Source organism: Vibrio sp. Y2-5 (genome assembly GCF_014596725.1).
Lineage (GTDB): Bacteria > Pseudomonadota > Gammaproteobacteria > Enterobacterales > Vibrionaceae > Vibrio.
The window spans coordinates 38,133-58,854 of the sequence record NZ_JACVEG010000007.1; the positions used below are offsets into that span (position 1 = coordinate 38,133).

At 44.7% G+C, this 20,722-nt stretch carries 18 protein-coding genes; 15 read left to right on the top strand and 3 right to left on the bottom strand.

Translation table 11 applies throughout. The features are described 5' to 3' along the window. Positions 1 to 38 precede the first annotated feature (38 nt). Both araC and HUO09_RS16000 read left to right on the top strand, forming a co-directional pair. Positions 39 to 878, top strand: a complete 840-nt coding sequence (gene araC, locus HUO09_RS15995) for an arabinose operon transcriptional regulator AraC (RefSeq protein ID WP_102941489.1) — start codon at positions 39 to 41, stop codon at positions 876 to 878. 185 nt (positions 879 to 1,063) lie between these two features. Continuing rightward, positions 1,064 to 1,888: an HDOD domain-containing protein gene (locus HUO09_RS16000; RefSeq protein WP_188234554.1), complete on the top strand. Its 825-nt coding sequence runs from the start codon at positions 1,064 to 1,066 to the stop codon at positions 1,886 to 1,888. 55 nt (positions 1,889 to 1,943) lie between these two features. On the opposite strand, the gene HUO09_RS16005 is transcribed toward HUO09_RS16000, so the two are convergent. Next, the gene (locus HUO09_RS16005; protein WP_188234555.1) at positions 1,944 to 2,843 is read right to left on the bottom strand and encodes a DMT family transporter; all 900 of its coding nucleotides are present in this window, start codon (positions 2,841 to 2,843) and stop codon (positions 1,944 to 1,946) included. Positions 2,844 to 2,985: 142 nt separating this feature from the next. On the opposite strand from HUO09_RS16005, the gene rmuC reads away from it, so the two are divergent. The 9 genes from rmuC to HUO09_RS16050 all read left to right on the top strand — a co-directional run bounded on the left by rmuC (position 2,986) and on the right by HUO09_RS16050 (position 11,709). Then, positions 2,986 to 4,518, top strand: a complete 1,533-nt coding sequence (rmuC, locus tag HUO09_RS16010; RefSeq protein ID WP_167411018.1) for a DNA recombination protein RmuC — start codon at positions 2,986 to 2,988, stop codon at positions 4,516 to 4,518. A gap of 143 nt (positions 4,519 to 4,661) precedes the next feature. Then, positions 4,662 to 5,447, top strand: coding sequence for a bifunctional demethylmenaquinone methyltransferase/2-methoxy-6-polyprenyl-1,4-benzoquinol methylase UbiE (gene ubiE, locus HUO09_RS16015; protein WP_042487914.1), 786 nt, complete (start codon positions 4,662 to 4,664; stop codon positions 5,445 to 5,447). Positions 5,448 to 5,456: 9 nt separating this feature from the next. Further along, a complete protein-coding gene (locus HUO09_RS16020) occupies positions 5,457 to 6,089 on the top strand; it encodes an SCP2 domain-containing protein (protein ID WP_188234556.1) in 633 nt (210 codons plus the stop codon). Between the two features lie 3 nt (positions 6,090 to 6,092). Then, positions 6,093 to 7,727: a ubiquinone biosynthesis regulatory protein kinase UbiB gene (ubiB, locus tag HUO09_RS16025; RefSeq protein ID WP_188234557.1), complete on the top strand. Its 1,635-nt coding sequence runs from the start codon at positions 6,093 to 6,095 to the stop codon at positions 7,725 to 7,727. A gap of 50 nt (positions 7,728 to 7,777) precedes the next feature. Then, the gene (gene tatA, locus HUO09_RS16030) at positions 7,778 to 8,017 is read left to right on the top strand and encodes a Sec-independent protein translocase subunit TatA (RefSeq protein WP_167410985.1); all 240 of its coding nucleotides are present in this window, start codon (positions 7,778 to 7,780) and stop codon (positions 8,015 to 8,017) included. Positions 8,018 to 8,020: 3 nt separating this feature from the next. Then, positions 8,021 to 8,476 carry a Sec-independent protein translocase protein TatB gene (tatB, locus tag HUO09_RS16035; protein WP_167410984.1) on the top strand — a complete coding sequence of 152 codons (456 nt, stop codon included), beginning with the start codon at positions 8,021 to 8,023 and terminating at the stop codon, positions 8,474 to 8,476. An 80-nt stretch (positions 8,477 to 8,556) separates the two neighbouring features. Beyond that, complete coding sequence (gene tatC, locus HUO09_RS16040; protein WP_167410983.1) at positions 8,557 to 9,306, top strand: twin-arginine translocase subunit TatC; 750 nt, start codon at positions 8,557 to 8,559, stop codon at positions 9,304 to 9,306. Positions 9,307 to 9,537: 231 nt separating this feature from the next. Further along, positions 9,538 to 11,127: a tetrathionate reductase family octaheme c-type cytochrome gene (locus HUO09_RS16045; RefSeq protein WP_188234558.1), complete on the top strand. Its 1,590-nt coding sequence runs from the start codon at positions 9,538 to 9,540 to the stop codon at positions 11,125 to 11,127. A gap of 3 nt (positions 11,128 to 11,130) precedes the next feature. Continuing rightward, entirely contained in the window at positions 11,131 to 11,709 is a 579-nt protein-coding gene (locus HUO09_RS16050; protein WP_188234559.1) for a cytochrome b/b6 domain-containing protein, read from the top strand. 81 nt (positions 11,710 to 11,790) lie between these two features. Here the strand turns inward: HUO09_RS16050 and HUO09_RS16055 are convergent, their stop codons facing one another. Next, positions 11,791 to 12,552, bottom strand: a complete 762-nt coding sequence (locus HUO09_RS16055) for a TatD family hydrolase (protein WP_188234560.1) — start codon at positions 12,550 to 12,552, stop codon at positions 11,791 to 11,793. A gap of 232 nt (positions 12,553 to 12,784) precedes the next feature. On the opposite strand from HUO09_RS16055, the gene hemB reads away from it, so the two are divergent. The 3 genes from hemB to polA all read left to right on the top strand — a co-directional run bounded on the left by hemB (position 12,785) and on the right by polA (position 17,916). Then, positions 12,785 to 13,822 (top strand): porphobilinogen synthase, encoded by a 1,038-nt coding sequence (hemB, locus tag HUO09_RS16060; RefSeq protein WP_167410978.1) that lies wholly within the window; start codon positions 12,785 to 12,787, stop codon positions 13,820 to 13,822. A gap of 90 nt (positions 13,823 to 13,912) precedes the next feature. After that, positions 13,913 to 14,350: a GNAT family N-acetyltransferase gene (locus tag HUO09_RS16065; protein ID WP_188234561.1), complete on the top strand. Its 438-nt coding sequence runs from the start codon at positions 13,913 to 13,915 to the stop codon at positions 14,348 to 14,350. 767 nt (positions 14,351 to 15,117) lie between these two features. After that, on the top strand, positions 15,118 to 17,916 hold the full coding sequence (gene polA, locus HUO09_RS16070) for a DNA polymerase I (protein ID WP_188234562.1): 2,799 nt from the start codon (positions 15,118 to 15,120) through the stop codon (positions 17,914 to 17,916). Between the two features lie 708 nt (positions 17,917 to 18,624). On the opposite strand, the gene yihA is transcribed toward polA, so the two are convergent. Next, positions 18,625 to 19,290, bottom strand: a complete 666-nt coding sequence (yihA, locus tag HUO09_RS16075) for a ribosome biogenesis GTP-binding protein YihA/YsxC (protein ID WP_188234563.1) — start codon at positions 19,288 to 19,290, stop codon at positions 18,625 to 18,627. A gap of 135 nt (positions 19,291 to 19,425) precedes the next feature. On the opposite strand from yihA, the gene HUO09_RS16080 reads away from it, so the two are divergent. Beyond that, positions 19,426 to 20,043 (top strand): cytochrome c, encoded by a 618-nt coding sequence (locus HUO09_RS16080; protein ID WP_102941502.1) that lies wholly within the window; start codon positions 19,426 to 19,428, stop codon positions 20,041 to 20,043. The last annotated feature ends 679 nt before the right edge of the window (positions 20,044 to 20,722 follow it).

Consider the following 20,722-nt stretch of genomic DNA (forward strand, 5'->3'; position numbering starts at 1 on the left):
CAACATACACTAGAAAAAATTCTAATGATTGTTGGTCTATGCAAAACACAGATCCACTCAAGCCGGGGTATGACTTTGATGCGCATTTAGTCGCCGGTCTCACACCCATTATCGAAGGTGACGAGCTCGACTACACCATCGATCGTCCAAATGGCATGAAAGGGTACATCATCAATATCACCAGCAAAGGTGAAGGCACCATTTTTTCCGGTGAACATGAATTTCATGTAAAAGCGGGGGACTTACTCCTGTTTCCCCCTAGCGCCGCCCACTATTACCGTCGCAAAGAAGACAACGCTTCATGGTTTCACCGTTGGGTGTATTTCCGGCCGCGTGCATTTTGGAATGACTGGTTAAACTGGCAGGAAGAGCGCAATGGCGTTTATGTCACCAGTGGCTTGTCTGCACAGGATATCGAACACATTGAAAGCTTGTTTGTTGATATCGAATATACGGCTAAATCGGACCTTCCATATCGGGATGATTTGGCGATTAACTTGCTTGAACAGCTGCTGATTCGCTGTAAATCGGTGCAGCCGGATGTGGTCAGTAAGCCACTCGATCCGCGAATCATTCAAGCGATTAACTATATGACACAAAACCTCAATCAGGATTTCACGCTTGAGGAAATTGCTGCGCATACTTGCTTGTCGCCATCTCGTTTAGGTCATTTGTTCCGTGATGAAATGAAAATGACCATTACTCAATGGCGCGATGATCAGCGAATCAGCCGCGCGAAGCAATTGTTAGTGACTACTCACTATTCAGTTAACCATATTGGTCGAATCGTCGGTTATTCCGATCCTCTCTATTTTTCTCGCGTATTTAAGCGCAAAGCAGGGGTTAGCCCGAAACTGTATCGAGAGAAAATTACCTGACAGATATAATTTCAAACAAAGCCGGAGATGTTCTCCGGCTTTGTCTTTTCGCTGACTCAATCAATTTAATCAACATGAGTACCTTGAGCTAGATTCCAGCTTTAGCTGTAAAGGGTGTGGCGTTTTCAACAATGATTATTTCTAAACTATAGTTGATTTGTTGGTTGGCAAAAGGAGTAGCCAGAATGAACCAAGAAGCCTTGCTCTCTCGTTTTAATGAATTACCTCGTATTGAAAGTATCCAACAAGAGTTGCTGAACATGGTTAACAGCGAGAACCTTAACTTCAGTGAGCTTGCGCGTAAGATGTCGATGGACCAAGTGTTGAGTGCCCGAGTTTTGCGGATGGCAAACTCAGCGCAGTTTGGAGGCGCACATGGTGTCTCAACTATTAACGAAGCGATCATCCGTGTGGGTAGTGGCGCGGTACGTACGCTAATCTCTTCTTCTGTGGTGTCAGGTGTTTTCCCAAAACTTGAAACCCTCAATATCAAGGACTACTGGGCCAATACGTTCGAAATTGCCATGATTGCCAGTAAGCTGGCGAGAGCTGCTCGCTTAGACCCGAATGAAGCCTTTACCACCGGGGTGTTGCACAATATCGGTGAACTCATGATTCATGCATTGGAACCTGAAATCGCGTCGCAAATTAAATATCGGGCTGATCATGGCGAGGAGTTAATTGCGGTACAAAAAGAGCTGCTTGATACCGATGCTCAGGAACTCGGAGCAAGGTTAGCTCGTGAGTGGCAGTTCCCTTCAGATATGGCGGATGCGATAGAAAATGTGAATCATCCGGGTAAGGCTACGGAAGCCAAGCGTCTGGCCTGTGTGCTGTTTTTAGCGCGCGAAATTCACAAACGTTGGGATTCACTGTTTGATGAGCGAGAAAAACGTGCCTTCCTCACTCGTCACCCTGCGGCGAAGGCATTGGCGTTATCATCCGATGTCTATATTGAAATTGACCGAGTCAGGGGGCATGGGGTGGAGCTTGCTCATCAATTGTTTTAAGTGAGACTCAAAACTCAGTTCGCCCACGCAAAAGCGTGGGCTTTGATATCTGAGCTTAGCTAGAAGTTGCGAGCTTGTTTGAAAACTTCAGTTGCTGCACAACAAGACCAATGATGATCATCACTAAGCCGATTAACGTTGAAGGGTGAATCTCCTCACCAATAATCGTTGCCAGCAGGATCAGAGAGATAAACGGTGAGGCAAAAATCAGGTTGCTGATACGTGCGGTGTTGTTGGTACTTTTCAGCGCGCCGAGCCAGAGCACAAAGGTAATGCCCATTTCAAATAGCCCAACGTAGGTCACAGCGGCCCAGCCGTTAAAGGTTATTTGGCTCCAGGGAGCGCTTTCATAAAGGTTTAATCCGATAGTAAACGGAATAGCCACAAGGAACCCAAGTAATACGCTGACGACAGGTTCAGCTTGGTTCTTGGTGTTGAGAATCCAGTATCCAGCCCACAGCAGTGTGGAAAGCAGCGCTAAACCGACACCAAGTGGGCTGTCGAATTTCAACCCCAGAATATCGCCTTTGGTGGCTATCACAATAACCCCTAAATAGCTGAGGGCGCAGGCTAGCCAATCTTGCTTTCTGATAGTCTGGCCTAAGAAAACAGCGGCCATCAACGTTAAGGTGATTGCCCAGCTATAATTAATGGACTGAGCTTGCGAAGCTGGAAGTAAAGCATACGCTTTAAATAAAATTAAATAGTAAGCCAGAGGGTTAATCAGCCCTAGCAGCAAGTAGTACCAAGGATTAGCAAAAAAGGTGCTGGCGATCAGATTTAGATGACCTCTTAGGGCGCAAATTATGAATAAAGCCAGTGCAGAGACAATACTTGCGACAGTGAGCATTTGAATTGGCGTGAATTCTGCCAGAGTGAGTTTGAAAGCTGTGGCAACGGTTGACCAAAGCAGAACTGCGGACAGCCCTAGCCCTAATGCACGACGCTCATTCATTGGTTTTCCCTAACTTTATTTGACGTTATTTGGCTAGTCTAACGGTGGAATAAATGCGCCACAAACTGGACATTTATCCAGTATGGAAATACCATTTTTGTCAACAGACTTAAGTCACGACTAGACGAAGTAAACCTTTATGATGCAATGGATTATCAACAACATACTGCTTTGGGCACCTGCACTTGCGAGTGCGATTATCTCTGGGAGCGTGATTGGGCTTTGGGTTAAGCAAAAAATGCAGGTCAGAACCCAACTGCTTGATCAACAGATTATTAATGACGCTCGCTGGTATCAACAGCAAATCGAGCAATTGAAGGTAAGCTTGAACAACAGTTTGGGTGAGCTGGAAGAGCTGGATCAAGAGCGTGACAAAGCAGAGTACGAGCTAAAACAACTGCACGGAAAACTTATGGCAGCGATGGAAAAGTTGCGTTATTTCGATGCCGTCAAGCTGGAGCGTGACCAGTACAATGATGAGTTGAACCACTTACGAGAGCTAAAAGCGCAGCTTGATGTCCAGTTGCGTGAACAGGAAGCGCGTCATCAACAGCAGTTAGAATCGAATGCAGAAAAATTACGTTTACTGGAAACTGCAGAAGAACGCTTGAAACAGCAATTTGAACATCTTGCGAACCAAGTGTTTGAAGAGAAAGCGGCAAAAGTGGATCAACAGAACAAACAAAGCCTTGATGGTTTATTGAGCCCGCTAAAAGAGCAGTTAGAAGGTTTCCGTAAACAGGTGAATGACAACTTCAATAGTGAAGCCAAAGAGCGTCATACCTTAGTGCACGAGCTGCGTAATTTACAAAACCTCAATGAACAGATGGCAAAAGAAGCGTTGAACCTTACTCAGGCACTAAAAGGTGACAACAAGCAGCAAGGTAACTGGGGAGAGGTCGTACTGGCTCGCGTGCTGGCTGAATCAGGCTTGCGTGAAGGGCATGAGTACGAAACACAGGTTAGTTTGCAAAATGATATGGGCAAACGTTATCAGCCGGATGTAATTGTTCATCTGCCACAAGATAAACAAGTGGTGGTGGATTCGAAAATGGCGCTGGTGGCTTACGAGCGTTACTTCCATGCCGAAACCGATGAAGAACGTGATGCAGCTCTGCGTGATCACTTGCTTGCCCTGCGTAATCACATCAAAGGATTGAGCCAGAAAGACTACCATCAGCTTCGCGGTATTGAGAGCCTCGACTATGTGTTGATGTTTATTCCTGTTGAGCCTGCATTCCAAGTTGCGATTCAAGCTGATCCAAGCTTGGTGAAAGATGCGATGGAGCAAAATATTATCCTTGTCAGTCCAACCACATTGCTGGTGGCTCTGCGCACCATTGACAATCTATGGCGTAATGACCGCCAAAACCAAAATGCCCGCTTAATAGCTGAGCGTGCCAGTAAGCTCTATGACAAGCTACGTTTGTTTGTTGATGATATGGAAGGATTGGGGTCTGCGTTAGACAGAGCCAACCAAAATTATCAGGGCGCGATGAATAAGCTTGTTACTGGTCGCGGAAATGCCATCAGTCAGGCAGAAAGCTTTAAACAGCTTGGGGTAGAAGTGAAACGTTCTATTCATTCTCAGTGGGCGGAAAAGGCACAAATTGGCGAAGATTATGAAAATGCCCCTTTAGTAGAAAGACATCAAGGAGAGGATAAAGTAAACTGATTGTCCGCGGCAGTTTAGTCACTTTTTTGAACGCTTTTTTCAACAGGAAAGTCCTCAAACAAAGAGAGCGCTGCATAGCAACCAAATTGAAAAGAAACGAATGATGGCGGGCGCAATAGCGACCACGATGACGGATAGAAACGATGACGGACAGTAGTAGCGTGCAAACCAATACAGCAATGACAGATCAAGACACAACGCATTTCGGTTTCGAAACCGTTCGTAAAGAAGAAAAAGCAACCAAAGTCGCTCAGGTATTTCACTCAGTAGCAGCGAAATACGACATCATGAATGACTTAATGTCGGGTGGTGTTCATCGACTATGGAAGCGTTTTACGATTGATTGCTCAGGCGCACGTCCGGGACAAAAAATTCTCGACCTTGGTGGCGGTACTGGTGACCTAGCAGCGAAGTTTTCTCGTATCGTTGGCGATAAAGGCCACGTTATTCTGGCGGATATCAATAACTCAATGCTTAACGTGGGGCGCGACAAACTGCGTGACCGTGGCATTGTTGGCAACATTGATTTCGTACAAGCGAACGCGGAAGAACTGCCGTTCCCAGACAATCATTTTGACTGTATTACTATCAGCTTCTGTCTGCGTAACGTAACAGACAAAGATAAAGCACTGCGCTCTATGTACCGAGTTCTGAAACCGGGCGGTCGTCTGCTAGTGCTTGAGTTTTCCAAACCTGTTTTAGATCCGCTTTCAAAAATTTATGATGCTTATTCGTTCCATATCCTGCCAAAAATGGGTGAGCTGATTGCTAACGATGCAGACAGCTACCGCTACTTAGCAGAATCGATTCGCATGCATCCAGACCAAGAAACCCTGAAAGGTATGATGGTTGAAGCTGGTTTTGAGCAAGCAAGCTACTACAACCTAACGGGTGGTATCGTAGCACTGCACCGCGGTTACAAATTCTAAGGACCGCTTATGCCGTTTGAACCTCTCGTCACTGCGGTGATTGAAACCTCTCTAAATACCCTGATTAATGACGACCCTAACTTGGGTCGTCGTCTTGCTCGCCTTAAAGGGCAAGTGATTCAAGTGCATCTCAAAGAGTTGAACAAGACACTTACTTTTGTCTTTAGCCAACAGATCGATGTACTGGCAAATTATGAAGGCAAACCAGACTGTTACTTGTCACTGCATCTTTCCGTCCTGCCTGAACTGCGTGAACAAGCCAATATCACTCAACTCATCAAACAAGATAAGTTGGTGCTGGAAGGTGATATCCAACTGGCTCAGAAATTTTCTCAGTTGATGACAGATTGCAAACCTGACATTGAAGAGTGGATGTCACGAGCCACTGGTGATGTGGTCGCTCATACTGTGGTTCAGGGGGCGAAAAACGTCGGTTCTTTGCTGACTTCTCAGTTTAACAAGCATCAGAACCATCTGGCTCAAGTGTTGACTGAAGAGTGGCGTATTGCACCTGCTCCGTTAGAAATTGCCTATTTCTGTGACCAAGTGGATGACGTGAAAAGTCAGGCAGCACGTTTAGACGCAAAGCTAGCGGCACTGCTAGAGAAAATGAGCAAGGAAAACGCTGAGGTTTCCAAATAACTTATGACGCCTTCAGAACTAAAGCGCCTATACCGAATTATTAAAGTACAGCTTGAGTACGGTCTGGATGAACTGCTTCCAGAACATCAACTGACCAAAGCGCCGCGCTTGTTGCGTAAATCGCTGTTTTGGATTCGTAATCAACACAGTGATAAGCCGTTAGGTGAGCGTCTTCGCTTAGCACTACAAGAGTTAGGTCCGGTGTGGATTAAGTTTGGTCAGATGATGTCGACTCGTCGTGACCTGTTCCCGCCACATATCGCTGATCAGCTTGCGCTGCTGCAAGACAAAGTTGCACCATTTGACGGTAAACTCGCCAAACAGCAGATGGAAAAAGCGCTCGGCGGCAGTTTAGAAACGTGGTTTGACGATTTTGATATCGAGCCTCTAGCGTCCGCTTCCATTGCTCAGGTACATACCGCGAAACTGAAAGAAAACGGTCGCGAGATCGTTTTAAAAGTGATTCGTCCTGATATTCGCCCTGTGATTGATGCCGATCTTAAGTTGATGTATCGCATGGCCCGTATAGTTGCCAAAGCGACTCCGGAAACCAAACGTCTTAAGCCGGTCGAAGTGGTTCGCGAATACGAAAAAACACTGATTGATGAGCTGGACTTGCGCAGAGAAGCCGCGAATGCGATTCGCTTGCGTCGTAACTTCGAAGACAGTGAAGAACTTTACGTACCTGAAATAATTAGCGATTTGAGTAATGAAACTGTCATGGTTTCTGAGCGAATATACGGTATTCAGGTGTCTGACGTAGAACGCTTACAAGCAAACGGCACCAATATGAAGCTGTTGGCTGAACGCGGAGTGAGCGTGTTTTTCACTCAGGTGTTTCGCGATAGTTTCTTCCATGCTGACATGCATCCGGGCAACGTGTTTGTGAACCCTGAACATCCAGAAAATCCACAGTGGATTGGGTTGGACTGTGGCATCGTAGGCACACTCAACAGCGAAGATAAACGTTACTTAGCCGAAAACTTCTTGGCATTCTTTAACCGAGATTACCGCAAAGTCGCTGAGTTGCACGTTGATTCTGGCTGGGTACCTCACGATACCAATATTGATGAGTTTGAAGTCGCAATTCGTATCGTCTGTGAACCTATTTTTGCAAAACCTCTTTGTGAAATTTCCTTTGGCCACGTGCTATTGAACCTGTTCAATACCGCCCGTCGATTCAACATGGAAGTTCAGCCACAATTGGTATTGCTGCAGAAAACGCTACTTTATGTTGAAGGGCTTGGTCGCCAGCTTTACCCGCAACTCGATTTGTGGCAAACGGCGAAACCTTTCCTAGAAAAATGGATGATGAACCAAGTGGGGCCGCAAGCTGTCATCAATGCAGTGAAAGAGCGAGCGCCATTCTGGGCAGAAAAATTGCCTGAGTTACCAGAGCTGCTGTACGACAGTTTGCGCCAAGGTAAAGTGATGAATCAGCGTATTGATCAGCTTTACCAAGGCTATCGAGAGACAAAGCGTCAGCAAGCTACAGGCAAGTTTTTATTTGGTATTGGCGCCACATTAGTCGTATGCTCGGCAATACTGGTCGCCAGTCACTTTGAGCAGCTAGCTGTGGGCAGTGCGGTTGCAGGCTTCACATTTTGGCTGTTTAGTTGGCGGGCTTATCGTCGTTAGGCGATAAACTTCAGAAATCATTATGAGTAAATAACCCCGAGGTATAAATAATGGGTGGTATCAGTATTTGGCAACTTCTTATCATTGCTGTGATCGTAGTTCTATTGTTTGGTACAAAGAAATTACGTGGCATCGGCGGTGATCTTGGTGGCGCAGTAAAAGGTTTCAAAAAGGCGATGGCTGAAGAAGATAAGCCAGAAGAAAAAGACGCTGACTTTGAACCAAAGAACTTGGAGCAGCAAAAAACAACTGCTTCTACAGAAACCAAAAAAGACAAAGAGCAGGCGTAAAGAGTGTTCGATATCGGTTTTTGGGAGCTGGTATTAATCTCTGTTGTTGCTTTAGTTGTACTGGGTCCTGAACGTTTGCCACATGCTATTCGCAGCGTGACCAAATTTATTGGTGCGGCGAAAAGTATGGCGAACAGTGTGAAAGATGAACTGGCTCATGAGCTTAAAGTGCAAGAGTTACAAGACAACTTGCGCAAAGCAGAGCAAATGGGCATGAAGAATCTTTCACCTGAACTTCAAGAGTCGGTCGATAAGCTAAAGCAAGCGGCGCAAGATGTTCAGCGTCCTTATGCTGCATCGAACAATACGCAAACAGCGGATAATTCAGCCGCAACAGTCGCAGACGCTAAGGATGTTTCAGAATCAATGAATGGTTCTGAAACGATAGACGTTACTGCGCAAGCTCAAACTCAGCCAACTGAGGAAGAGTCTAAATCGGCAGAAAAGAAAGCCGAATAAGCCATCAAATGAAGAGCACACGTTGCTCTTCATTTTCTGTTATATGATCTCAGTTATATGAGCTGTCACATGAGGTTCCAATGTCTTCTGTAGAACAGACGCAGCCTTTAATTAGTCACCTTCTTGAGCTACGCAACCGCTTATTGCACAGTATCGCGGGCGTGCTGGTTGTGTTTCTTGCTTTGATCTATTTCTCTGGTGACATTTACGAATTTGTCTCCAAGCCGCTGGTGGAGCGTTTACCGGAAGGTGCGACGATGATCGCAACTGATGTTGCTTCACCGTTTTTTACACCACTTAAGCTGACCCTGATTGTGGCTGTGTTTCTCTCTGTGCCTTATATTCTTTATCAGGTATGGGCATTTGTGGCTCCGGGTTTGTATAAACATGAGCGTCGCTTAATTTTCCCTCTGCTGTTTTCTAGCTCGCTGTTGTTTTACTGCGGCGTTGCTTTCGCTTACTTCGTGGTGTTCCCGCTGGTGTTTGGTTTCTTTACCGCTATTGCATTGGGTGGTGTGGAAATCGCAACGGATATTGCCAGTTATCTTGATTTCGTCTTAGCGCTTTTCTTAGCTTTTGGTATTGCTTTTGAAGTACCAGTCGCTATCTGCTTGCTTTGTTGGACAGGGGCAACCACACCTAAGTCTTTGGCAACTAAGCGCCCGTACATCATAGTGGTCGCATTTATTGTCGGTATGCTACTTACGCCGCCGGACATGATTTCACAGACCTTATTGGCCGTTCCAATGTGCTTACTGTTTGAAGTTGGACTTATCTTTGCTCGTTTCTACACCAAGAATGAAGCGGATGAAGAGGAAGTGGAAGAATAGGCCAATAAGCAATAGGAAAATCGAGATGAAAAGGAGCTTTGGCTCCTTTTTTGTGCCCGCAGGCTGAGCAAATTCTATAGCTATCACAGTTTTACGATCTGATGCGTTATTGATGTTTTTTTGCACAATAGTTTGATTTAAAACAATTGTGCTGCGATCTGCTTTCGCATTTGGCATTGTTTCGTCTAATTATATAAGCGAATTCTAATTTACCAGGAAGGTATGTTCGGAATGAAAACGATAACGATTAGACACCATTCGCTGTTATTACTGTTATTTACGGCGCTTTTCACCGGAACAACGCCATTGGCTTATGCGTCAACGGCTGATCATCAAACCTTTGAACAACTGAACGGGCCTTTTAACAAAGCTCAGGAAGTGACGAAAGCGTGTTTGGAATGCCACACCGAAGCGGGTGAGCAGATTCAAGCTTCTACCCATTGGACGTGGGAGCATGAACAGACCAGTTCTGATGAGATTTACGGCAAGAAAAATGTCGTCAATAACTTCTGTATTTCCACCGCTTCTAACGAGCCGCGCTGTACAAGCTGCCATACAGGCTATGGCTGGAAAAATGACCAATTTGATTTCACCAAGCAAGAGAGTATCGACTGTTTGGTTTGCCATGATCAATCGGGTCAATACCGAAAATTTCCTACCGCTGCCGGTCATCCCAATTATGTCGATACTGAATGGCCTGTTGGTTCGGGGAAAATTCTGCCTGCGGTTGATTTGGCAAAGTCCGCTAAAAGTGTTGCGACACCAGAAGTAAAGAACTGCGGTAGTTGTCATTTCTTTGGTGGTGGTGGTGATGCCGTCAAACACGGCGATATGGATTCAAGTCTTAATTCTGCCTCGCCTGAACTCGATGTGCACCTTGCCAAAGAGGGCGCTAATTTGAAGTGTCAGGACTGCCATACCACCAGCGCTCATATCACTCAGGGATCGCGTTATTCCATGAATGCGAAAGATACCTCCGGTATCGATATTCCCGGACACACAGACATGAGTCGTGCGACTTGCGAATCTTGCCATAGTGCCACGCCTCACCAAGGTTCACGTGAAGCCATTCGCCTTAATCAGCATGCAGAAAATGTCGCCTGTCAGACATGCCATATTCCAGAATTTGCCCGTGAAAAAGCGACAAAAACCTTCTGGGATTGGTCTACTGCTGGTGATAAGAAACGTCCAATGACCAAAGATGAGTGGGGTAATCCACTCTATGATCCCAAAAAAGGGGACTTTGTCTGGGAGAAAAATGTGGTTCCTGAATATGCCTGTTTTAATGGCGAGATTGATTACACCACAGTGGGTGAGAAGGTTCAGCCTAATGCCGATGGTGTGATTGAACTGACCAAAGTTCAGGGAACTTGTGGTGAAGAAGGGGTTCGCATTTGGCCGTTTAAAGTGATGAAAGGAAAGCAGCCTTATGATGTGAAAAATCAGCTAATGATAACACCACACTTGTTTGGTAAAGACAGTGCTGCTTATTGGAAATCATATGACTGGGCAGCGGCTGCAACAGCCGGTATGGCGGCGAGTGGATTAGAGTTTGGCGGTGAAATGACGTTCGTTAACACTGACTATCACTTCCCGATCACCCATATGGTGGCTCCAGCAGAGAAAGCATTGGAATGTCAGGACTGCCATAGCAAAGATGGGCGAATGGCGAAAATTGCCGGTTTCTATATTCCCGGTCGTGATGATGCCCTCGGTGGTAATAGTCAATATTTGTGGTGGTTGGTCGCTCTGACTGTGTTGGCAGTCGCAATACACGGCTTGCTAAGGGTGTTCTCGCGTCGTCCACAAGGTAAGGAGTAGGTTATGCGTCATATGGTTTATAAACGCTTTGAACGTTTCTGGCACTGGGCACAGAGCTTACTGATTATTGCCATGATTGTGACTGGATTTGAAATTCATGGTTCATACCAATGGTTAGGTTTTGAAGCCGCTATGTTTTGGCATGAACTGTGCGCAGTCACATTAATTGTGCTTTGGCTGTTTGCCATTTTCTGGCATTTCACCACAGGGGAATGGCGACAATATATGCCTACAACTGACAAACTCTCTGATGTGATGAGTTTCTATATACGAGGCATTTTCCTAGGGAAGCCACACCCATATCAGGCGACACCAGAGAGAAAGCACAATCCTTTGCAGCGCTTTTTTTATCTGGGATTTAAGTTGATTTTAGCCCCTTTAATTTGGGTATCTGGCGCTTTGTTATTACTTCATCCCTTCGGCATTGAAATCATTCCTTTGGGAACATTATCGGGATTGCATTTGTTGGTGGCGTTTTTATTTGTCGTGTTCTTGATTGGGCATATTTACATGACCACCACAGGGCCAACACCCACCAGTCATATCAAAACTATGATCACAGGCTACGAGGAGGAACATTAATCTAAGGTGAAAGGAATAAAACTCTAACTCTTGGCTCAATATGAGAAAGCCCCCTTATAAGATTAGGGGGCTTTGTTTTTATTAAAGGTTGAACAGCTTTTTGGCATTCAACGTAGTGAGAGTGTCGACTTCTTCAATGGTCATCTCTCGCAGTTCCGCGATTCGTTTGGCAACAAGTTGGGTGTAGGCGGGTTCATTGCGTTTTCCACGATGAGGAACAGGCGCAAGGTAAGGGCAGTCGGTTTCTAAAATCATGTAGTTAAGATCGAGATGAGGAATCACCTGATCCATGCCACCATTTTTAAAAGTAGACACACCTCCTAAGCCAAGATGAAAGCCCAGCTCGTTGATTGCTTTCGCTTCTTCTACACTGCCACCGAAGCAGTGGAACACGCCACGTAGTGAACCATCTTGTTCTTTGCGCAGTAAGGCTAAGGTTTCCTCAATAGAGTCTCGGGTGTGTATCACCACAGGAAGGTCCATCTCTTTCGCCCAGTTAAGTTGAGTGACAAACGCCATTTCTTGTTCTGCACGATAGGTTTTATCCCAGTAAAGGTCGATACCAATTTCACCGACTGCGATGAAATTGTGTTTATCAAACCATGCACGAATCGTTTCCAAAGTCTGTTTTACGTTAGTGTCCACATAACAAGGGTGAAGCCCCATCATAGAACGGCAAACCTCAGGATAGGCTGTTTCTGTTGCCAGCATAGGTTCGATGGATTCTAAGTCGATATTTGGCAACAAAATTTGCTTGATACCTTGCTCTAAGGCGCGCTGAACGACGTCATCTCTGTCTTGGTCAAATTCGCTGGCATAGATATGGGCATGGGTATCAATCATGGTGTTGTCTCACTAAATTCTGTTAGCGGGCAGTATACGTGAGTGTGAGCATCGGGTCATTTTTTGTATTTTTCCGCAAAGGCTCTAGCACCAGAGTTTGAGAGTGATATGATTTCGCCTGAACCTGTTCCACCTGAAGTGCTTTTCTATGAGTGCTTTCTGTCTGAATGGGAATCTACACATCAAATAAAGTCTGAACTTATGAATCAGACAGACCAAGAAGGAGAGTAGAGTGTCAGTATCCATCCAAGGCCAGTTCCCAGGTCGTCGTCTACGCCGTTTACGTAAACACGATTTTTCTCGTCGCCTAGTGGCCGAAAACAAACTTTCGGTAAATGACCTGATTTACCCGATGTTTGTTTTGATGGGCAAAGATCGCCGTGAAGCGATTGAATCTATGCCGGGAATTGAACGTCTGTCTATCGATCTATTGTTGGAAGAAGCGTTGTATCTAGCAAACCTTGGTGTTCCTGCTATCGCTCTGTTCCCTGTGGTTAATCAAGATGCAAAAAGTTTAGATGCTGCGGAAGCCTACAACCCTGATGGTTTGGTTCAGCGCGCAGTTCGTTTGTTGAAGGAACACGTTCCGCAAATGGGCGTGATCACCGATGTAGCTCTAGACCCTTATACTACTCACGGGCAAGACGGTATTATCGATGAAACCGGTTATGTGATGAATGATGAGACGACAGAAGTGCTGATCAAACAAGCGCTTTCGCACGCTGAAGCGGGTGCGGATGTGGTTGCACCATCAGACATGATGGACGGTCGTATTGGCAAAATCCGTGAAGCGCTAGAAGAAGCGGGTCACATTCATACTCAAATCATGGCTTACTCAGCAAAATACGCTTCTTGTTATTACGGCCCATTCCGTGATGCAGTCGGCTCAGCGAGCAATCTGAAAGGTGGTAACAAGAAGAACTATCAAATGGATCCAGCGAACAGCGATGAAGCGATTCATGAAGTGGCGATGGATGTGAATGAAGGCGCGGATATGGTGATGGTGAAACCGGGTATGCCATATCTGGATGTGGTTCGTCGTGTTAAGACAGAACTGCAAGTTCCAACCTTCGCATACCAAGTTTCTGGCGAATATGCGATGCACAAAGCTGCGATTCTCAATGGCTGGTTATCGGAAAAAGAGACAGTGATGGAATCTCTACTGTGCTTCAAACGTGCGGGTGCAGACGGCATTTTGACTTACTTTGCTAAAGATGTGGCGCAGTGGCTGGCTGAAGAAAATGCTCAAGCGGCTCAGTTTCTAAAGTAAAACCCCAAAAATAAACCAGAAGACGAACAAGTCACTAAAGGCTGGCCATTGACCAGCCTTTTCTTTTTGAACTCAATTAAGGAAACAATAATGAAGATACGTGAAGGCAGTTTGTCTGAAGTTGTAACCGTGGTGAGTGAAATTGATGAGTTCATTGTTAAAGAAAACGAACAAAGCTTAGCTCAGCGGTTAGAAGGCAAGCGCCATTTGATTTTGGTTGCAGAGCAACAAGGGCAAATATTAGGTTTCAAAATCGGCTATGAGCTCGACTCAGAGACGTTCTACAGTTGGTTTGGTGGTGTTTCGCCTAAAGCTCGTAATCTGGGGTTGGCTCGAAAGCTATTAGATGTTCAGGAATTCTGGGTTATTGACCATGGATATCAACAGCTTAAGGTTAAATCTCGCAATCAGTTTCCAGCCATGCTCAGACTGCTATTAAGGAATAACTACCTGATTGAGAACTTTGAGCCGTATGAGCCGCTATTGGAAAGCCGTATCCACTTTGTGAAGCAGTTAAAAAATAAATGAGATTTTTTCTCATTTAGTGTTGACAGTTAAATGAGAATCATTATTATTAACTTTGTCTTAGGGAATGAGTGAATTTCATAAGGATGTGAGTGACTTGCTTTTTAAACTTGTTTAATTGCAAAGAATGAACAACTGAATGAACGAACCTATTCTTTTTGACACGACATTGCTCACATTGCTTCCAGTGTAATTTTAAGCTTTTCGGTAGTGCTGAACGTTCTATTTCAGGCTGACCTTATATTGCTAGGCGACATCAAACGATGTCGCTTTTTTTATGCCACTTATCCACTGCTCCTCTCTGGCAAGGTTGCGATCTTATATTTTTCTGTTTGGTATGGGATGTATAGTGACAAGCTTTCATTTTCAGAGAGTAACCAAATTTGCCACTGTCAGAAAAATCCTCAATTGTAAGAATTCTGTGTAAGAGTATGAAAATTCATCATTCATTTTGGATCCAGATCTCAAGGTGACTAAAAGGACACCGAGTGTCTTTTCCACAATTGATGATCTGAATATGATCGTATTTAAAAACCACGATCTTTTATTTTTTTGTTTAAAAACAAACTGTTAAATAATATTTTGTTGTTGGTTTTTACGGTTTAATAACCAGTGGATAAAATCTATAAACAGAGTTATCCACAGAATGGCTTGTGTGTTGGTGAGTAATTAAACGAAAGCGTGAACTTGAGTCTGCAAGGTAGCATAGAAACCTGAACACAGTCGTGGCATCCTAGTCGCCAATTGTTTCTCATTGGACTAGCAACACTATGGCTCGCATTCCTGATAATCCGTTAATTTTGATCGACGGTTCTTCTTATTTATATCGCGCATTCCACGCTTATCCAGGCACCATGAGTAATGGAGATATTCCAACTAACGCTGTTTACGGTGTAGTGAATATGGTTCGTTCTATGATGCGCCAATTTGCTTCGGATCGTATTGCCGTTATTTTTGATGCCAAAGGCAAAACGTTCCGTGATGACATGTTTCCAGAATACAAGGCTCATCGTCCACCAATGCCGGATGACTTGCGTTGCCAGATTGAGCCACTACACAACATTATTCGTGCGATGGGGTTGCCGCTTCTTTCTATTGAAGGCGTGGAAGCGGACGATGTAATAGGTACTCTAGCTTCTCAGGCTTCAAAAGCGGGCATGCCGGTACTTATTAGTACTGGTGATAAAGATATGGCTCAGCTGGTGGATGATAACGTTACTCTTATCAATACTATGACCAATGTGGTGATGGACAGAGAAGGCGTCATTGAGAAGTTTGGTATTCCGCCAGAGTTGATTATCGATTACCTCGCGCTAATGGGTGATAAAGTCGATAACATTCCGGGCGTACCGGGTGTGGGTGATAAAACCGCAACAGCACTACTGCAAGGTATTGGCGGAATCGATACACTCTATGAGAATTTAGATAAGATTGCTGACTTAGGTTTCCGTGGTTCTAAAACCATGGCGAAGAAACTCGAAGATAATCGCGACAACGCGTACATGTCTTACAAGTTAGCTACCATTAAGCTTGATGTTGAACTCGACAACACGCCAGAATCTCTGCATAAACAAACGCCGGATCGTGATGCTCTGATTGAGCTTTACGGCAAAATGGCGTTCAAATCTTGGTTATCTGAATTGCTAGAAGGTGGTACAGGTGTTGTTGAAGCTGTTGAGAAAAGCGGTGATACCGCATCCACAGGTTCTGCTGAGAGTGTCGCACTTCAAGCTGACACTTCAGCGGTGAAAATCGATCGTAGCCAATATCAAACCATTCTCGATCAAGAGACGTTCAAAGTGTGGCTGGATAAGCTGCAAGCTGCAGAGCTGTTTGCATTTGACACTGAAACGGACAGCTTAGACTACATGGTCGCTAACTTAGTTGGCGTATCGTTTGCTGTGGCTGAAGGCGAGGCGGCATATGTGCCTGTTGCGCACGACTATCTTGATGCTCCAGAGCAGCTCAGTCGTGATTGGGTACTTGAGCAACTAAAACCTATTTTGCAAGACGACTCCAAACACAAAGTGGGTCAGAACCTGAAATACGATGCCAGTGTGTTAGCCCGTTATGGTATTGAGATGCGCGGTATCGCTCACGACACCATGTTAGCTTCTTACGTCTACAACAGTGTGGGTGGCAAACATGATATGGACAGCTTGGCACTGCGCTTTATGCAGCATGCCTGTATTTCGTTTGAGCAAGTTGCGGGTAAAGGTAAAAACCAGCTGACTTTCAATCAAATCGATTTAGAGCAAGCGGCGCCATACGCAGCAGAAGATGCGGATGTGACACTTTGCCTCCACAATCGTTTGTGGCCGTTAATTGAACAAGATGAAAAGCTGCTTTCTATCTACCGTGATATCGAAATGCCACTGGTTCCGGTGATCTCTCGTATTGAGCGAACTGGTGTTCTCATCAACGACATGCTGCTAGGCACTCAGTCGCAAGAAATTGCTCTTCGTCTTGATGAACTAGAAAAGAAAGCGTTTGAAATTGCCGGGCAAGAGTTCAACTTAAGTTCGCCAAAACAGCTGCAAACCATTCTGTTTGAGCAGATGAAGCTTCCTGTTGTGAAGAAAACCCCTTCAGGCACACCGTCAACCAACGAAGAAGTGCTGCAAGAGCTGGCATTAGATTACCCGCTACCAGCAGTTATCTTGGAATATCGCGGCTTGGCGAAGCTGAAATCGACTTACACCGACAAGCTACCTAAGATGATTAACCCAACAACTGGGCGCGTACATACTTCATACCATCAGGCGGTAACGGCGACAGGTCGTTTATCTTCAACCGATCCAAACTTGCAGAATATTCCAATTCGTAACGAGGAAGGTCGCCGTATTCGCCAAGCGTTTATAGCTCCGCATGGCTGGAAAATTATGGCTGTCGACTACTCGCAAATCGAACTGCGAATTATGGCGCACCTGTCAAGTGACAAAGCACTGTTGGAAGCGTTCCAGCAAGGTAAAGATATCCATGCGGCAACGGCTGCTGAGATCTTGGGCGTCAGTATTGATCAGGTTACCAGTGAACAGCGTCGCCGAGCGAAAGCGGTTAACTTCGGTTTGATCTACGGTATGAGTGCATTTGGTCTGGCAAAACAACTGGGCATTCCACGTGGTGAAGCGCAAACCTATATGGACCGATACTTTGAACGCTACCCTGGCGTGATGCAATATATGGAAGATACACGTAGTGCTGCTTCTGAGCAGGGCTATGTTGAAACCATCTTTGGTCGTCGTCTTCACTTGCCGGAAATCAAGTCTCGTAACGGTATGCGTCGTAAAGCGGCAGAACGTGCGGCGATTAACGCGCCAATGCAAGGTACTGCTGCGGACATCATCAAGAAAGCCATGTTGTTGGTTGATGAATGGATTCGTGAAGAGGGTAATGGTCGAGTGAAATTACTCATGCAAGTACACGATGAACTGGTGTTTGAGGTTGAAGAGTCAGCTTTATCCGAAATTGAAAGTAAAGTACGAGAATTGATGGAATCAGCCGCCTCTCTTAAAGTGCCTCTGGTTGCTGAAGCAGGGCATGGTGATAACTGGGATCAGGCACACTAATCACACATAATCATCTAAAATACGAGATAAATATGAGCCAGCGCACAATCGCTGGCTTTATTTTTACCTATGAAAAAATAAACGCATTTCAAATGTTTATGTAGCTTAATAAAAACTTAATGAAAAAAAATTACAAAAGTGGTTTTCATTTCTGACCAATTGTTGTACATTAACTTCCGTAGGGTACAGAGGTAAGATGTTCTATCTTTCAGACCTTTTGTTTCACGTTATTGGATTAGGCTGATTCAGCCGCCCCAGTCTCCTTTAGACTGGGGCGTTTTTTCTTGTGCGCTACAAAACTTTTCCTGCTCGTAAATTGCCTTTCTTTTACCAAATATCTTCTGAGCTTTTCTTCTTTTACTGCCGATTTCCACACAGTGATTTTGTGAATTATAAAGTCAGTTTCGTAATTTTATATCAGTACTATTTATGACTATTTTTAGAGTAATGGCTCTATGGGTATTCTTCTAACTGCATGATATTTAATGGGAAATAATGTAAGCCAATATGGAAGGGATTTTTCGTGATCAAGCCATATTGTATTTAATAGAAGATTGGGGAATGCTAAACCGCATAACAATAACGATTAGCTTTTATTCTCTCCATTCCCCCACTTAGGTGGGGATTTTTGTATTTGTCGCTTTTAAATTGTAAAAAGCCCCGCCATTTGGCAGGGCTCATGTTTAAGTGAAGGCAAATACCGTCTATTTATTCTTTTTCAGCATCTTGCTGCTGGTCTTCAATTACTTCTTCAACCAACTGCTCTGCAAGAGCTGGTGCAAACCAAGCATCAAGCTTAGCGCGTAGAATATCAACGCCAATACCGCTCAATGAAGAGAAACCGTCAACGCTTACATCGCCACCAAACTCTTTCGCATCATTACGGATTTTCAGAATTTGCGCTTTGCGGGCACCGCTCTTTAGCTTGTCTGCTTTTGTGAGCAGCACCTGAACAGGGATACCACATTCCACCGCCCATACAACGAGTTGTTGGTCGAGGTCTTTCATTGGGTGACGAATATCCATCAAAACCACCAAGCCTTTCAGGCATTCGCGCTTTTGCAAATATTCACCTAATGATTGTTGCCACTTCTTCTTCATTTCTAGTGGAACTTGAGCAAAACCATAGCCCGGTAAGTCAACAATGTGGCAACCTTCGGTCACTTTAAACAAGTTAATTAACTGAGTTCGTCCAGGGGTTTTACTGGTTTTTGCTAGGCTCTTTTGATTGGTTAATCGATTGAGAGAACTAGATTTGCCAGCATTTGAGCGTCCTGCAAACGCAATTTCGATACCTTCGTCAGCTGGAAGATGGCGAATGTCTGGTGCACTGGTAATGAAATGCGTGTTTTGATAATGAATTTTTACGCTCACTGTTAACTCCATCTCGACTTTGTGTAGTCGATTGATTACTTTTTTGTGAAATTGTGTAAAATAACCGTGCTCGGCATAAGGTCGCCAATTGTACCACAGTGGTACTGGAAGCTTGATTATTATAAATGGAATGTCATGAATAAATTAGCGCTAATATTGAGTCTTTTAGCCAGCTGCTCCGTATGGGCCCAAGGCAGCATAGAAGCTGGCAAAGCAAAATCCGAAACGTGTGTTGCCTGTCACGGTGCTGATGGCAACAGTCTAATTACAACTTACCCTAAACTTGCTGGCCAACACGCTAAGTATATTGAGAAGCAGCTAAAAGATCTCAAACTTGGTGCGACGAGTGCTGGTAAACAAGGCCGTTACGACCCTGTAATGAGCGCTATGGCGATGCCGCTTAGCGACGAAGACATGTCTGACTTGGCTGCTTACTTCTCTTCACTCCCTATCTCTTCTAACTCTACACCTGAAGATGTCGTAAGCACGGGTAAAGCTCTATATACAGCTGGTGACGCATCTCGCGGTCTAACAGCATGTATCGCATGTCATGGTCCACGTGGTAATGGTACAGAACTATCAGGGTTTCCTAAAATTTCTGGTCAGCATGCTGATTATGTTAAAGCTCAGCTGATGAAATTCCGCGACGATTCTCGTGGTAATGACATGAACGCTATGATGCGTGATGTTGCTAAGAAGTTAACTGATGCTGACATCGAAATTTTGTCTAAATATGTTGGTGGTCTGCACTAACGAAGCCTAGCCAAGTTCGAGCAATATTGTAAACAACCCTGAAGTTCACTTCGGGGTTGTTGCGTTTTAGGGCTATCATTTTCTTCTTTATAGTGGTTCCAAATTGCCTAGTAATAAGAAATGGCTGATGTCCTTGTGAGACATTTGCCATGCTGACGGCTTACCTCATTGTTAACTGAATCTTAACTGATTGATTTGTATGGCACTTGATTAGATATGAAGAAATTGGCTTAAAAATTAGAGCTAGATCCATTGTTTAAACGCTTCATCGGCGTAAAGTTCTCCTGTTGGCAAGACGCTGACAGAGGACATCAGACCATGAAGGTCTCCAAGGAGCAGGTAGGGATAGCTTGCATTCCGGTAAAGGAGAGACAATAAGTAGGATGCTTATTGGGATAGGGATGGTCACTTAGTCTAAAGGTAAGACAGTGTAAAGGATCGAGCAAAGGACCGCTTTGCTACAGGAAGTAACCTTGCTATAAAAAGTAGCGATATTTGCTATAAAAGGTAGCGATAAGAGGGAAAGCCAAAATTCATCAGGATGATGACAAAACACACTTTTTGGCAGGGAAAGCACTAAAAACAAATGGAATATTGGTGTACCGAATCGGTACGACCCACTTTTTGTCACATACGTGACGACTTAGAAAGCGATAGTTAACTCTATCGCTTTTTTTAT

Bases quoted from the DNA above. Each gene is read 5' to 3' on its own strand.
- araC (WP_102941489.1), top strand. From the start codon at position 39: ATGCAAAACACAGATCCACTCAAGCCGGGGTATGACTTTGATGCGCAT.
- HUO09_RS16000 (WP_188234554.1), top strand. From the start codon at position 1,064: ATGAACCAAGAAGCCTTGCTCTCTCGTTTTAATGAATTACCTCGTATT.
- HUO09_RS16005 (WP_188234555.1), bottom strand. From the start codon at position 2,843: ATGAATGAGCGTCGTGCATTAGGGCTAGGGCTGTCCGCAGTTCTGCTT.
- rmuC (WP_167411018.1), top strand. From the start codon at position 2,986: ATGCAATGGATTATCAACAACATACTGCTTTGGGCACCTGCACTTGCG.
- ubiE (WP_042487914.1), top strand. From the start codon at position 4,662: ATGACGGACAGTAGTAGCGTGCAAACCAATACAGCAATGACAGATCAA.
- HUO09_RS16020 (WP_188234556.1), top strand. From the start codon at position 5,457: ATGCCGTTTGAACCTCTCGTCACTGCGGTGATTGAAACCTCTCTAAAT.
- ubiB (WP_188234557.1), top strand. From the start codon at position 6,093: ATGACGCCTTCAGAACTAAAGCGCCTATACCGAATTATTAAAGTACAG.
- tatA (WP_167410985.1), top strand. From the start codon at position 7,778: ATGGGTGGTATCAGTATTTGGCAACTTCTTATCATTGCTGTGATCGTA.
- tatC (WP_167410983.1), top strand. From the start codon at position 8,557: ATGTCTTCTGTAGAACAGACGCAGCCTTTAATTAGTCACCTTCTTGAG.
- HUO09_RS16045 (WP_188234558.1), top strand. From the start codon at position 9,538: ATGAAAACGATAACGATTAGACACCATTCGCTGTTATTACTGTTATTT.
- HUO09_RS16050 (WP_188234559.1), top strand. From the start codon at position 11,131: ATGCGTCATATGGTTTATAAACGCTTTGAACGTTTCTGGCACTGGGCA.
- HUO09_RS16055 (WP_188234560.1), bottom strand. From the start codon at position 12,552: ATGATTGATACCCATGCCCATATCTATGCCAGCGAATTTGACCAAGAC.
- HUO09_RS16065 (WP_188234561.1), top strand. From the start codon at position 13,913: ATGAAGATACGTGAAGGCAGTTTGTCTGAAGTTGTAACCGTGGTGAGT.
- polA (WP_188234562.1), top strand. From the start codon at position 15,118: ATGGCTCGCATTCCTGATAATCCGTTAATTTTGATCGACGGTTCTTCT.
- HUO09_RS16080 (WP_102941502.1), top strand. From the start codon at position 19,426: ATGAATAAATTAGCGCTAATATTGAGTCTTTTAGCCAGCTGCTCCGTA.